Source organism: Tropicimonas sp. IMCC34043 (assembly GCF_003390845.1).
Taxonomy (GTDB): Bacteria; Pseudomonadota; Alphaproteobacteria; order Rhodobacterales; family Rhodobacteraceae; genus Tropicimonas.
Map to the genome: position 1 here is coordinate 931,116 of NZ_QMEK01000001.1, position 14,315 is coordinate 945,430.

The window sequence follows — 14,315 nt, forward strand, 5'->3', positions numbered from 1 at the left end:
CCTCCGCTGCCGAACCGCCCGACCAGTTTCACAAGACCGCCACAAAGGCGGACCGGACCGCGGCAAGGGGACAGGCGCAATGAAAATCGAGCGGAAATTCACCAAGGCCAATGAGGATGCCTATGCGGGGGTGGCGTTCACGACCACCAACTCCGAGATTCGCAATCCCGACGGCACCATCGTGTTCCGCCTCGACGATATCGACGTGCCCGCGGGCTGGAGCCAGGTCGCCTCGGACGTCATTGCCCAGAAATACTTCCGCAAGGCCGGTATTGCCCGCCATCTGAAGCCAGTGCGGGAAAAGGGCGTGCCGTCGTTCCTGTGGCGCTCGGTCCCCGATAACAAGGCGCTGGCCGACCTGCCCGAGGACGAGCGTTTTACCGGCGAGACCTCGGCGCGCCAGGTATTCGACCGGCTGGCGGGTGCCTGGGCCTACTGGGGCTGGAAGGGCGGCTATTTCACCTCCGAGGACGACGCCCGCGCCTATTTCGACGAAATGCGCCATATGCTCGCCACCCAGCGGGCGGCACCGAACAGCCCGCAGTGGTTCAACACCGGGCTGCACTGGGCCTATGGCATCGACGGGCCGAGCCAGGGCCATTTCTATGTCGATTTCAAGACCGGCGAGCTGGTGAAGTCCGCATCGGCCTATGAACATCCCCAGCCCCACGCTTGCTTCATCCAGTCGGTGAAGGACGATCTGGTGAACGAGGGCGGCATCATGGACCTCTGGGTCCGCGAGGCGCGGCTGTTCAAATACGGCTCGGGCACCGGCACCAACTTCTCCAGCTTGCGCGCCGAGGGCGAAAAGCTGTCGGGCGGTGGCAAGTCCTCGGGCCTGATGGGGTTTCTCAAGATCGGCGACCGCGCGGCGGGGGCGATCAAGTCGGGCGGCACCACGCGGCGCGCGGCCAAGATGGTAATCTGCGATGCCGATCACCCCGATATCGAGGAATTCATCAACTGGAAGGTGAAGGAGGAGCAGAAGGTCGCCTCCATCGTTGCCGGATCGAAGATGCACGAGGCGAAGCTGAACGCGATCTTCGCCGCCATCCGCGGCTTCGACGGCCTCGAGGGGCAGGCGGCCGATCCGTCCGCGAACCCGCAACTGAAGGCCGCGATCCGCGACGCCAAGAAGGTCGCCATTCCCGAGACCTATATCAAGCGCGTGCTGCAATACGCGGCCCAGGGCTATGCCTCGATCGAATTCCAGACCTATGACACCGATTGGGACAGCGAGGCCTATGCCTCTGTCTCGGGCCAGAACTCCAACAACTCGGTCCGCGTGACCGATGCCTTCCTGCAAGCTGTGCGCGAGGATGGTGACTGGGAACTGATCCGCCGCACCGACGGCAAGACCGCCAAGACCATCAAGGCGCGCGACCTGTGGGAACAGATCGGCCACGCCGCCTGGGCCTGCGCCGACCCGGGCATCCAGTTCCACGATACCGTCAATGCCTGGCACACCTGCCCGGAAGACGGGGCGATCCGGGGCTCGAACCCGTGTTCGGAATACATGTTCCTCGACGATACGGCCTGCAACCTCGCCTCGTTGAACCTGCTGACCTTCCTGCGCGACGGGCAGTTCCAGGCCGATGAATACACCCATGCAACGCGGCTCTGGACGCTGACGCTGGAAATCTCGGTGACCATGGCGCAGTTCCCCTCGAAGGAGATCGCGCAGCTTTCCTATGATTTCCGCACCCTTGGTCTTGGCTATGCCAATATCGGCGGGCTGCTGATGAACATGGGCTACAGCTACGACTCGGCCGAGGGACGGGCGCTCTGCGGTGCGCTGACCGCTGTCATGACCGGTGTCGCCTATGCCACCTCGGCCGAGATCGCGGGCGAGCTTGGCCCCTTCGCGGGCTATGAGCGCAACGCGCACCACATGCTGCGCGTCATCCGCAACCACCGCAACGCCGCCTATGGCCATGCCGAGGGCTATGAGGATCTGGCGGTCACCCCGGTGCCGCTCGACCACGCATCGAACCCCGACGCGGCGCTTGGCGATCTGGCCCGCAAGGCCTGGGACGAGGCGCTGCGTCTGGGCGAGCTGAACGGGTATCGCAACGCGCAGGCCACGGTGATCGCGCCCACGGGCACCATTGGCCTCGTGATGGATTGCGACACCACCGGCATCGAACCCGACTTCGCGCTGGTGAAGTTCAAGAAGCTTGCAGGCGGCGGCTATTTCAAGATCATCAACCGCTCGGTCCCCGGCGCGCTGGAAAAGCTCGGCTATGCGCCCTCGCAGATCGGCGAGATCGTGGCCCACGCGGTCGGTCACGGCAGCCTCGGCAATGCGCCCGGGATCAACCACACCTCGCTTGCCGGCAACGGCTTCAGCCAGACCGAGATCGACAAGATCGAGGCAGCGCTGCCGTCGGCGTTCGACATCCGCTTTGTCTTCAACCAGTGGACGCTGGGGACGGAGTTCTGCACCGACGTGCTGGGGATCCCGGCGGCCAAGCTGAACGACCCGAGCTATGACCTGCTCGGCGATCTCGGCTTCACCAAGGCGCAGATCGAGGCCGCCAACGACCACGTCTGCGGGACCATGACCCTGGAAGGCGCGCCGCACCTGAAGCCCGAGCACTACGCCATCTTCGATTGCGCCAATCCCTGTGGCCGCAAGGGCAAACGCTTCCTGTCCGTCGACAGCCACATCCGCATGATGGCGGCGGCGCAAAGCTTCATCTCGGGCGCGATCAGCAAGACGATCAACATGCCCAACGACGCCACGATCGCGGATTGCCAGAAGGCCTATGAACTCTCGTGGTCGCTGGGCACCAAGGCGAACGCGCTGTACCGCGACGGCTCGAAACTCAGCCAGCCGCTGGCCGCGGCCCTGGTCGAGGACGACGACGAGGCGGCCGACGTGCTCGAATCCGGCACGCCCACCGAAAAGGCCAAGGTGCTGGCCGAGAAGATCATCGAGAAGGTGATCGTCAAGGAGATCGTGCGCTCGCACCGCGAGAAGATGCCGCAACGCCGCAAGGGCTATACCCAGAAGGCGACGGTCGGCGGCCACAAGGTCTATCTGCGCACTGGCGAATATGCCGACGGCACCCTGGGCGAGATCTTCATCGACATGCACAAGGAAGGCGCGGGCTTCCGGGCGATGATGAACAACTTCGCAATCGCGGTGAGCGTCGGGCTGCAATACGGTGTTCCGCTTGAGGAATTCGTCGACGCCTTCACCTTCACCAAGTTCGAGCCGGCCGGGATGGTGCAGGGCAACGAGACGATCAAGTCCGCGACCTCGATCCTCGATTACATCTTCCGCGAACTGGCGGTCAGCTATCTCGACCGCACCGATCTTGCCCACGTCAAGCCGGCTGGCCACAGCTTTGACGACCTCGGCCATGGCGATCCCCACGAGGGCCTGTCGAACATCCAGGAACTGAGCGAGACCGCCGCCAGCCGATCGCTGGAAGTCTTGAAGCAAATCAGTTCGACCGGCTACCTGCGCAAGCGCCTGCCGCAGGAACTGGTGGTGCTGAACGGCGGGGTCGAGGCGATGGCGGCCGGCATTGCGCCCGGCGGCGCGCTCGACCGTGCCGCCAACCTGCGCGGCATCGGCGCGGCCCAGACCGCCATCGCCACCGTCACGGCACTCGACGACCGCACCAAGGCGCGGATGCAGGGCTATGAAGGCGAGGCCTGCGGCGAATGCGGCAACTACACGCTGGTCCGCAATGGCACCTGCATGAAGTGCAACACCTGCGGCGCGACGAGCGGGTGTAGCTGACCGTTGCACGCGGCACCGGCGTTCCAAGGGGCTGCGCCAGGCAAGGGTGATGCCTCAGGCCAGACGGATCGGGCCAGAGGCAAACAAACCGGGCGATGTCTCCGAACGCGCCGGATCAGCCAGACCGGGGCGCCCTTGGGCGCCCCGTTTCATTCGGCAGGGCACCACGCGATGATCTGACCCGCGTCAAAGGCCGCAAGAATCCGGCCTCTGCCGCCGAGACCGTTCAAAATTCGTGCTGGATCGCAGCAATCTTCGCCACGGCCTTCGCGGGACCCTCGACATAGGCCTTGTGGGCGGGGCTGGCGATATAGCGGCGGAATGCCTCCATGTCGTCGAAATCGGCAACCACGGCAAAATCGTGGTGGTTCGGGCTGCTACCGATGTTGTCGCCGCAGACCAGCGCACGCAGCTCTGGCACCTGATCGCGAAATCCCTCGACCGCCGCCCGCACCGCGGCACGGTCCTCCGCAGTCGCCTCGGGCTTGAAACTCAGCAAGACGATGTGCCGCAACATTCCGAACTCCCGCCCGCGTTGGATTGCCATTGCCGAAGTGTCCGGCGCCCGGCGCCACTGTCAAGTGCCCCCTGACCGCCGCCACAGGCACCCCCGCCGCTGCTGCACCCGAAACCCGGCCCTTCTTCTGTTCGAAAATATCCCCGCCGGAGGCACCGCGCGCCAGCGCGGTTCGCTGCCTCAGGCGTCGAGCTCGACCCAGACCGGCACGTGGTCCGACGGCTTCTCCCGCGCCCGCACGTCCTTGTCGATCCGGCAGTCGGTCATCAGGTCGGCCGCCTGCGGGGTCAGCAGCAAATGATCGATGCGGATGCCGTTATTGCGCTCCCATGCGCCGGCCTGATAATCCCAGAACGTGTAGTGGCCCGGCCCCTGACTGCACGCGCGGAAGGCTTCGGTGAAACCGAGGTTCACGATCTCGCGGAACGCGCGGCGGCTTTCGGGCCGTGCCAGCGCATCCTCGCGCCAGGCCTCGGGGCGCGCGGCATCCTCGTCCTGCGGGATCACGTTGTAGTCGCCCGCCATCAGCGCCGGCGCCTCCGCGCTCAACAACGCCGTGGCGCGCGCCTTCAGCCGGTTCATCCAGGCGAGTTTGTAGTCGAACTTCGGCCCCGGCGCCGGGTTGCCGTTGGGCAGATAAAGCCCGCAGAGCCGCACCGCCGCCTTCTCGCCCACCACCGTCGCCTCGATCCAGCGCGCCTGTTCGTCGGCCGCGTCGCCGGGCAGGCCGCGCGTCACATCCTCGAGCGGCAGTTTCGACAGGATCGCGACCCCGTTGAACCCCTTCTGGCCATGGGTCGCGACGTTATAGCCACGCTCCTCGAACGGCTCGGCCGGGAAGCCCTCGTCGACCGACTTGATCTCCTGCAGCAACGCCACATCGGGCTGCGCCTCGTCCAGCCAGTCGCAGAGCGCGGGCCCGCGTGCCTTGATGCCGTTGATGTTGAAGGTCGCGATCTTCATGGGGACTCCCGGGGCCACTGTTTCGCGGCGAAGGTGGGGCAGGGGCGCGAGCTTGTCCATACTCGGCGCTTGATCTGTTTCTGCCGTTGGGGAAATCTGAACGGAGAAGCGGGGGGCAAACATGGACCAGATCATACTTTTTCGGATCGCCGAGCGGATGACGCTGACCCTCGTCGTTCTGATCGTCGCGTCGGTGGTCATGGTCGGCTTCTGGCGCACGGTGCAGAAGCTCGATGTGCAGAACACCGGCGGCATCGGCGGCAGCTTCGTGTTCTCGACCCCAGTCTTCGTGCTGCTGGCGATCATCGGCTATGCCTGGGTGTCGCTCGAACACCCGATCCAGGTCGGCCCGGCGGCGGGCGGGGAGGAGGCGCTGCAAACCGCTTCGGCCGGCGCGGGGGCCTTCATCGGTGCGGCGCCGGGCGGGGCGCCCGCGCGCGATCCCGACTTTGCGCTGCACCAGGCCGAACTCAAGGTCCGCAGCCTCAATTGCCTTGCGCGCGGTCAAGACCTGAGCCCGCAGGTCGAGGACGATCTGGTGCAGGTCAAGCTGGGGTTGCTGGAGCCGGTCTGGCCGGCGGCCTGGGGCGGCTTCGGCGCCTTCGCCGACTGGGCGACGGGGCGCAGCACGGCCGCCCCCGACGCGGGCGCCCGAACGGCCTTCGACAAGGAACATCTGGCATGCTGATGCGGGCGCTGACGCTGCTTGCGCTTTCCGCCACGCCGGCTTCGGCCCAGTTCTATACCGACGCCGAATTGCAGCGGGTGCAGGACCGCGCGGTGCCAAAGCTCGAACTGGTGCTGCACGAGGACATCGTCGGCCTGCTGCCGCGGGCCGAGCGCCCGCTTGCCGCCCGGATCGCGCTGGAGTTTCCCGCCAAAGGCCCCGATCCGCTCGCCTTCTATGCCGAGCCCGACCGGCTGACCATCACCATGCCGCTCGAATCGATCCGCTTCTTCGACGACATCGCGACACTCTTCGCGTGGTTTCAAAGCAAGGGCTGCGCCTTCGAGCCGACCCAGAGCTATCTGCACGCGCTGTTGCGCGAGCATCAGCCACTGCCGCCGCCGCTCGTGGCCTTCGGCATCGACCGCGACGCGGCCTTTGACGATGAATATACCTATGATCTGTCGTCCAAGATCTATTCGGCGGGGCTGCTGTTCATCCTTGCCCACGAGGTCGGCCATCTGGTGCTGGGCCACGAGGTCGGCCTGACCGGACCCGCAAGTCAGGCGCAGGAGATCGCAGCCGACGCCTTTGCGATGGACCATTTCGCGCGGGTGGGCACCATGCCGGTCGGGATCCTGTTTTACTATATCGCGGCCTGGTGGCGCGATCCGGTGGGGCCTGCGGCCGCGGCCAGCACCCATCCGGTCTCGCCCGGGCGCATGGCGGCGCTGGCCCGGCGGATGGCCGACACGCCGATGGACTTTGCCCATGGCGAACCCGACCCCGAGGCGGCGGCCGTACGCGTCACGGCGACCGCCGGGCAGATCGCGGTCTTTGCCAACCTTGCCTCGGACGAGGGAATGCTGACGCTGATGCCGCTCGGGTTGCAGCGCGATTTTCCGCTATCGAGGCTTCAGACCGTCTGCCCCTCGGACTAGGGTTGGCGTCGTCGACATCTCGTGACGCGCACAAGGAGCCGGTTGACCATGCCCCACGGATCCGGGCTTTCGCCCGAGATTGCCTTTGCCCTGATCGGCCTTCTGGGGGTCGGGTCGCAATGGCTGGCCTGGCGGCTGCAGTTGCCGGCAATCGTGCTGATGCTGGCCACGGGGCTTCTGATCGGGCCGGTCACCGGCGTCATGGTGCCCGCGCGCGACATCGGCCCGCTGGTCAGCCCGCTGATTTCGATTGCCGTGGCGGTGATCCTGTTCGAGGGCGGGTTGACGCTGCGCCTTGGCGGGCTCAGCGATGCCGCGGCGGGGGTGCGTCGGCTGGTGCTGATCGGGGCGCCGCTCGGCTGGCTGCTGTCGGCGCTGAGCCTGCATTTTATCGCCGGGCTGGGGTGGGAATCCTCGGCCGTCTTCGGCGGCATCATGATCGTGACCGGCCCCACGGTGATCGCGCCGCTGCTGCGCCAGGCGCGGCTGGCGCGCCGGCCGGCGGTGATGCTGCAGTGGGAGGCAATCGTCAACGACCCGATTGGCGCCCTTGCCGCCCTTGCCGCCTTCAAGCTGGCCGAGGTCTGGCACAACGACCTGCAATTGTCGGAATCGCTGCTGCTGATGTTGGTGCGGGTGACGCTCGCCGCCATTATCGGCTGGGCCGCGGGCAAGGCCATCGTGCTGGCGTTCCGGCGCGCGCTGGTGCCCGAATACATGAAGGTGCCGGTGCTGTTCGTGGCCGTGCTCGCCGCCTTCGTGCTGGCCGAGACGATCACCCACGAAACCGGGCTGCTGACCGTCACGTTGATGGGCCTTGTCATCGCCAATTCCGATCTGCCCTCGTTCGTCGAATTGCGCCGGTTCAAGGAGCAGGCGACGATCCTACTGGTCTCGGGCGTGTTCATCCTGCTGGCGGCGGGGATGGATCTGAAAACGCTCGCCGCACTCGACTGGCATGCCGCGGCCTTCATCGTCGTGGTGATCCTGGTCGCGCGGCCGCTCAGCGTGCTAGCGGCGCTGGCCGGATCCGGGCTGCCGCGCAACGAACGGCTGCTGATCGCCTTCACCGGTCCGCGCGGCGTCGTTCTGGTCGCGGTTGCCGGATTGTTCGCCGAGCGGCTGGTGCGGGTCGGGATCGAGGATGGCGCGCGGCTGGTTCCGCTGGCCTTTGCGCTCGTTGTCGCAACCGTCGTGCTGCATGGCTTCACGCTCGCCCCGCTTGCGCGGGCGCTCGGCCTTGCGGGGCACGAGGCGCCGGGGCTGATGATCGCGGGTGGATCGCGCTTTGCGACCGCCCTCGGGGTGGCGCTGAAGGCCGCGGGCATCCCGGTGCTGGTGACGGACCGAAACTACACCCGTCTGCGAAGCGCGCGCGAGGCGGGGCTGGCCAACTATTACGGCGACATCCTGTCGGAAAGCGCCGAGCACGGGGTGGAAATGGTCAGCTTCGGCCTGCTTCTGGCCGCGACCGAAAACGACGCCTACAACACGCTTGTCGCCACCGACCTTGCCCCGGAATTCGGCCGCGAGAACGTGTTCCAGTTGAAGCGCGCCGGCGAACAGAGCCGGCGCCATGCGCTGCCTGCCTCGCTGGGTGGTCAGGCGGTGGGGCAGGGCGAGGGATTTTTCGACCTCGACCGCAAGATGGCCGAGGGCTGGGAGGTCAAGGTGACCCCGATCAGCGAGGAATTTCCGGTCGCGGAATGGCGCCGGACCCATCCCGAAGCGGTGGTGCTGGGAACCATCGGCTCGGCCGGGCTGCGGCTGCGCACCGACGAGGCCGAACCGAAGGTCGGGCCGGGCGCGAAGATCGTGGCCATGGTGCCGCCCGAGGCCGCCGGTCCGCATCATGGCGGCGCCGACATCCGTGGTGCCGGTTGAGGCGGATTGACGCCGGACAATCCCGTGATACACCCCGGCCATGAACATCTATACCGACATTCACGCCCTGGTCGTCGGGGCGTTGCAGCGGATCACCGCCGAGGGCGGTCTGCCCGCCGGGCTCGATCTGTCCAACGTCTCGGTCGAACCGCCGCGCGACCCCGCCCATGGCGACATGGCCACCAACGCCGCGATGGTGCTGGCCAAGCCCGCCGGGATGAAACCGCGCGACATTGCCGACCGTCTGGCCGCCGAACTTGCAAGCGATCCGCGCATTGCCACCGCCGAGGTTGCGGGGCCGGGGTTCCTGAACCTGCGGCTCGCGGGCGAGGTCTGGGCCGCCGTGACGCGCGCCGTGCTGACGCTTGGCGGCGATTATGGCCGATCCACACTGGGGCAGGGCCGGCGGATCAACGTCGAATTCGTCTCGGCCAACCCGACCGGGCCGCTGCATGTCGGCCATACCCGCGGTGCCGTCTTTGGCGATGCGCTGGCCTCGGTGCTCGACTTTGCCGGCTTTGACGTCACCCGGGAATATTACATCAACGATGGCGGCGCACAGGTCGATACGCTGGCACGCTCGGTCTATCTGCGCTATCTCGAAGCCTTCGGCGAGACGGTCGATTTCCCGGCCGGCACCTATCCGGGCGATTATCTGATCGAAGTCGGCGAGGCGCTGAAGGCCGAGGTGGGCGACGCCTATGTCGGCCAGCCCGAGGATGTCTGGCTGGCGCCGGTGCGCGATTTTTCGACCGACCGGATGATGGTGCTGATCCGCGCCGATCTGGCCTCGCTCGGCGTCACCATGGACCGGTTCTTTTCGGAGAAATCGCTCTATGGCACGGGCCGGATCGAGGCGGCGCTGAAGGCGCTCGACGCCAAGGGGCTGATCTATCAAGGCGTGCTCGAACCGCCGAAAGGCAAGCTGCCTGAGGATTGGGAACCGCGCGAGCAGACCCTGTTCAAGTCGACCGATCATGGCGACGACGTCGACCGGCCGGTGAAGAAATCGGACGGCGCCTGGACCTATTTCGCCCCCGACATCGCCTATCACTTCGACAAGATCGAACGCGGCTACGACGGGCTGATCGACGTCTTCGGCGCCGATCACGGTGGCTATGTCAAACGGATGAAGGCGGCGGTCTCGGCGCTGTCGGACGGCCGCGTGCCGCTCGACATCAAGCTGACGCAGCTGGTCAAGCTCTACAAGAACGGCGAACCGTTCAAGATGAGCAAGCGGGCAGGGACCTTTGTTACCCTGCGCGATGTGGTCGAACAGGTCGGCCCGGACGTGACCCGCTTTGTCATGCTGACGCGCAAGAATGACGCGCCGCTCGACTTCGATTTCGACAAGGTGCAGGAGCAATCCAAGGAAAACCCGGTCTTTTATGTGCAATATGCCCATGCCCGGGTGAATTCGGTGCTGCGCAAGGCAATCGAGGCCGGGATCGCGGTTGACGACGCGAGCCTCGCCGCGACCGACCTTTCCGGCATGACCCATCCCGCCGAAATCGCCATGGCGGCGAAACTTGCCGAATGGCCGCGGTTGATCGAGATCGCTGCGCGCACCAATGAGCCGCATAGAATTGCCTTCTATCTCTACGAGTTGGCGGGTCTTCTTCATGCGCTGTGGAACCGTGGCAACGACGAGTCCGGGCTGCGGTTCCTGCAGGAGGGCGATCCGGTCACGTCTCAGGCGAAAATCGCCCTGGCACGTGCTGTCTCCGTTGTGATTTCTGCCGGTCTTGGTATCCTGGGGGTGACCCCGGTCGAGGAAATGCGCTGAAGAACAGGCGCAGGCGGGGTCAGGCAGGCAAGACCTCGCGCAGCGTCTCCGCATCCGGCGGCGCAGATGGCGCGGAAGGATAACGAGGCGGAGCATGACGAACCCGGCAACGCAGCACGGGATCCGAACGGGCAATCCGGCGCCTGATCCGGATATCCAGGATTTCGACGACGGTGGTATTGCGCCGGTCGAGGTCTATCGCACGACGACCCCGGGAAACGGCCTGCGCGGCACCCTGCACATTCTGGGTGCGGTTCTGTCGCTGGTGGTGCTGGGGTTCGGTGGTTACTGGGGCTACAAGCAGACCATGCGCGACCTGCACGGGGTGCCGGTGGTGCGCGCGCTCGAAGGCCCGATGCGGGTTGCCCCCGACAATCCGGGCGGGCAGATCACCGATCACGCCGGGCTTTCCGTCAACGAAGTGCAGGCCAGCGGCAGCGCGGCCGCCCCCGAATCCGAACTTGTGCTGGCGCCCGATCCGGTGCCGCTGACAGACGAGGACCTTGCCGGTTCGGTGTTGAATTCACCGACCGCGGACGCCGAGGCGGGCGATGGTCCGCTGATCGACCCGGCCGAACGCGCCGAACGGCTGCAGGCCGCGATCCGCGCCGACGACCCGATTGCCCAGGCGCTGGCCGATGCCGGTGTCTTCGACGAATTCCTCGAACCCCAGGTCGAGGAAGAAACGACTGCAGGCATCGAGGACGAGACCGCCGCGGCCGACACCCCCGACATCCCCCGCCCGGAGCCGCGCCCCGGATCCGCCGCTGCCGCCGGCATCTCGCCCGAGATGCTGGCGCTTGTCCCGCCGAGCCCGGCGAAAGAGGTCGATGCCGCCTCGATCGACCCCGGGACACGATTGGTTCAGCTTGGGGCCTTCGACACGCCCGACGATGCGCGGGCGGCCTGGAACACGCTTGCCGGCCGGTTTGCCGGGCTGATGCAGGACAAGTCGCGTGTGATTGTCGAGGCGCAGGCCGGTGGCCGCAGCTTCTGGCGGCTGCGGGCGCTTGGCTTTGACGATCTGTCGGCGGCGCGGCGGTTCTGCGCCGCACTTGTCGCCGAGCGTGCCGACTGCATTCCGGTCGTCGTCCGGTGAGGGCTGCAAGCGCCACAATCCTCGGCTGCGCGGGGACAGCGCTTTCCGCTGATGAACGCGACTTCTTTGCCGAGGCGCAGCCCTGGGGATTCATCCTGTTTGCCCGCAACGTCGAGACGCCCGACCAGATCCGCCGCCTGACCGGCGATCTGCGCGCGGCTGTCGGGCGCGACGCCCCGGTGCTGGTCGATCAGGAGGGCGGGCGGGTCCAGCGGATGCGCGCGCCGCACTGGCGCGAATGGCTGCCGCCGCTCGACCAGATGGCCCGGACGCCCGACCCTGAACGGGCGGCGCGTGCGATGTTCCTGCGCTATCGCCTGATTGCCGAAGAACTGCGCGCGGTCGGCATCGACACCGATTGCGCCCCGATGGCCGACATTGCCCGCCCTGACACCCATCCGTTTCTGAGAAACCGTTGCTTTGGCGAGGATGTCGCGACTGTGGTTGCCGGCGCCCGTGCCGCGGCCGAGGGGCTGATGGCGGGCGGGGTGCTGCCGGTTCTGAAGCACGTCCCCGGCCATGGCTTGTCGCGGCTCGACAGTCATCTCGACCTGCCCGTGATCGACGCGCCCGCGGATCTGCTCCGCGCCGAGGATTTCGCCGCCTTTGCCGGGCTTGCCGACCTGCCGATGGCGATGACCGCGCACCTGACATTCACGGCGTTCGACCCCGATCGCCCGGCCACCCAGTCGGCGCGCATGGTCGGGTTGATCCGCGACGAGATCGGCTTTGACGGGTTGCTGATGTCCGACGATCTGTCGATGCAGGCGCTCCGCGGCGGACCGGCCGAAAGGGCAGAGGCGACGATTGCCGCGGGCTGCGATCTGGTGCTGCATTGCAATGGCGTGATGGCAGAGGCGGCGGAGGTGGTTGCGGCCGCGGGCAGGTTGACCCCGTCCGCCGAACGCCGCGCCAGGGTCGCGCTTGCCCGCCGCGGGGCCGCGCAACCGATCGATGTGGCAGCCGCGGACGCCGAGCTTGCCGCCCTGCTGGAGGGAGACCCACATGGCTGAGGACGGATTTCGCGTAGCCGCCGACGAGGCGGTGGCCGAGCGGCTGGCAGCCGAGGCGTTCATCATCGATGTCGACGGGTTCGAGGGGCCGCTCGACCTGCTCTTGATGCTGTCGCGAACCCAGAAGGTCGATCTGCGCAAGATCTCGGTGCTGAAACTCGCCGAGCAGTACCTCGCTTTCGTCAATCAGGCAAAGTCGCTCCGGATCGAGCTTGCCGCCGATTATCTGGTGATGGCGGCCTGGCTTGCCTATCTCAAGTCCCGCCTGCTGCTGCCGCCCGATCCGACCGAGGATGGCCCGACGGGCGACGAGCTGGCCGCGCATCTCGCGTTTCAGCTTGAACGCCTGCAGGCGATGCGCGACGTCGCAGCAAGGTTGATGGCGCGCGACCAGAAAGGGCGCGATTTCTTTGTGCGCGGTGCCACCGAGACGGTCGAGCGCACCCGGCGCGTGACCTTCACCGCGACACTTCTCGACCTGATGCAGGCCTATGCCCGCATTCGCACCAAGGACGAATTCCGCCCCTTCGTGATGGACCGCAAGGATCTTTACACGATGGAGGAGGCGTTGGCGCGGCTGAGGCCGCTGGTCGGCTATGCCGGCGAATGGACCGACCTCATGTCCTATCTCCCCGAGGGCTGGGAGCTTGACCCGATGCGGCGGCGCACCGCGACCGCTGCCACATTTGCGGCCTCGCTGGAACTGGTGAAGGCCGGCCGCATCCACATTCGCCAGCCCGAGAGCTTTGCCCCGATCCAGATCCGCGCGGTGGAACGGGATGATGGCTGAGCACGACGGCCGGGAGCCCGAGCAAAGCCTGTTCGAGGCGCCGCCCGAGGCCGAGCAGGAGCGCATGGTCGAGGCGATCCTGTTTGCCGCAGCCGAACCTGTGACGGTCGCCGAACTGAATGCCCGGATGCCGCATGGCGCCGATGCGGCCCGCGCGCTTGAATCGCTGCGCCGCCGCTACGACGGCCGCGGTGTGCAGGTCGTGCGGATCGACACCGCCTGGGCCATTCGCACCGCCCCCGACCTTGGCTTTCTGATGCAGAAAGAAGTCGTCGAGACCCGCAAGCTTTCCCGCGCGGCCATCGAGACGCTGGCGATCATCGCCTATCACCAGCCGGTCACCCGCGCCGAGATCGAGGAAATCCGCGGCGTCGCGGTCAGCCGCGGTACTGTCGATCAATTGCTGGAGATGGAATGGATCCGGTTCGGCCGCCGCCGCATGACCCCGGGCCGGCCCGTCACCTTCGTGGTGACGTCGGAGTTCCTCGATCATTTCGGGCTTGAAAGCGCCCGCGATCTGCCGGGCCTGCGGGATCTGCGCGCTGCCGGATTGCTGGAGAACCGCCCGCCGCCCGGTACCGACGACGGCGAAGACGGGGATCAGGGGCAGTCCGAGATGTTCACGCCCGATCCCGAGGATGGCAACGACGGCGAGCCGCCAGCCTGAGGCATTGCCGCCCGAAGCCCATGTCCTGAAATAACTGGCATTGGGCTGGCTTCAGAGGTAAGCGTGTATACACGTTGGCGGCGTTGGTGACCATGTCACGATTGCCCGAAACGTTCCTGCGACTTTGCCCTGGGGCGATGCACCTTTGGGGTATCTATCACGTAAGCGAATGCCTCGGCCAAAAAATTCCACTTATTTGCATCTTGCGGTAGGCTGTCACGCATTCAACAGGCT

Annotated in this window: 11 protein-coding genes; 9 read left to right on the top strand and 2 right to left on the bottom strand. The window is 66.5% G+C overall.

The features are described 5' to 3' along the window. Positions 1 to 79 precede the first annotated feature (79 nt). Positions 80 to 3,754 (top strand): vitamin B12-dependent ribonucleotide reductase, encoded by a 3,675-nt coding sequence (locus tag DQG17_RS04310; protein WP_116131524.1) that lies wholly within the window; start codon positions 80 to 82, stop codon positions 3,752 to 3,754. Between the two features lie 226 nt (positions 3,755 to 3,980). On the opposite strand, the gene DQG17_RS04315 is transcribed toward DQG17_RS04310, so the two are convergent. Then, positions 3,981 to 4,271 carry a Dabb family protein gene (locus DQG17_RS04315; RefSeq protein ID WP_157973523.1) on the bottom strand — a complete coding sequence of 97 codons (291 nt, stop codon included), beginning with the start codon at positions 4,269 to 4,271 and terminating at the stop codon, positions 3,981 to 3,983. Positions 4,272 to 4,451: 180 nt separating this feature from the next. Next, positions 4,452 to 5,234 (bottom strand): exodeoxyribonuclease III, encoded by a 783-nt coding sequence (xth, locus tag DQG17_RS04320; protein WP_116131526.1) that lies wholly within the window; start codon positions 5,232 to 5,234, stop codon positions 4,452 to 4,454. 121 nt (positions 5,235 to 5,355) lie between these two features. Between xth and DQG17_RS04325 the strand changes: the two genes are divergently transcribed. The 8 genes from DQG17_RS04325 (at position 5,356) to scpB (ending at position 14,081) form a co-directional block, all read left to right on the top strand. Then, entirely contained in the window at positions 5,356 to 5,922 is a 567-nt protein-coding gene (locus DQG17_RS04325) for a hypothetical protein (RefSeq protein WP_116131527.1), read from the top strand. Next, positions 5,916 to 6,842, top strand: a complete 927-nt coding sequence (locus tag DQG17_RS04330) for a hypothetical protein (protein ID WP_116131528.1) — start codon at positions 5,916 to 5,918, stop codon at positions 6,840 to 6,842. The genes DQG17_RS04325 and DQG17_RS04330 overlap by 7 nt, the downstream gene beginning before the upstream one ends. Positions 6,843 to 6,890: 48 nt before the next feature. After that, positions 6,891 to 8,726 (top strand): sodium:proton antiporter, encoded by a 1,836-nt coding sequence (locus DQG17_RS04335; RefSeq protein WP_116131529.1) that lies wholly within the window; start codon positions 6,891 to 6,893, stop codon positions 8,724 to 8,726. 40 nt (positions 8,727 to 8,766) lie between these two features. After that, positions 8,767 to 10,512, top strand: a complete 1,746-nt coding sequence (gene argS, locus DQG17_RS04340) for an arginine--tRNA ligase (protein WP_116131530.1) — start codon at positions 8,767 to 8,769, stop codon at positions 10,510 to 10,512. A 94-nt stretch (positions 10,513 to 10,606) separates the two neighbouring features. Beyond that, the gene (locus DQG17_RS04345; protein WP_116131531.1) at positions 10,607 to 11,611 is read left to right on the top strand and encodes an SPOR domain-containing protein; all 1,005 of its coding nucleotides are present in this window, start codon (positions 10,607 to 10,609) and stop codon (positions 11,609 to 11,611) included. After that, positions 11,608 to 12,624 (top strand): beta-N-acetylhexosaminidase, encoded by a 1,017-nt coding sequence (gene nagZ, locus DQG17_RS04350; protein ID WP_116131532.1) that lies wholly within the window; start codon positions 11,608 to 11,610, stop codon positions 12,622 to 12,624. Before DQG17_RS04345 ends, nagZ begins: the two co-directional genes overlap by 4 nt. Next, complete coding sequence (locus tag DQG17_RS04355) at positions 12,617 to 13,414, top strand: ScpA family protein (RefSeq protein ID WP_116131533.1); 798 nt, start codon at positions 12,617 to 12,619, stop codon at positions 13,412 to 13,414. Before nagZ ends, DQG17_RS04355 begins: the two co-directional genes overlap by 8 nt. After that, positions 13,407 to 14,081 (top strand): SMC-Scp complex subunit ScpB, encoded by a 675-nt coding sequence (scpB, locus tag DQG17_RS04360; protein WP_116131534.1) that lies wholly within the window; start codon positions 13,407 to 13,409, stop codon positions 14,079 to 14,081. Before DQG17_RS04355 ends, scpB begins: the two co-directional genes overlap by 8 nt. The last annotated feature ends 234 nt before the right edge of the window (positions 14,082 to 14,315 follow it).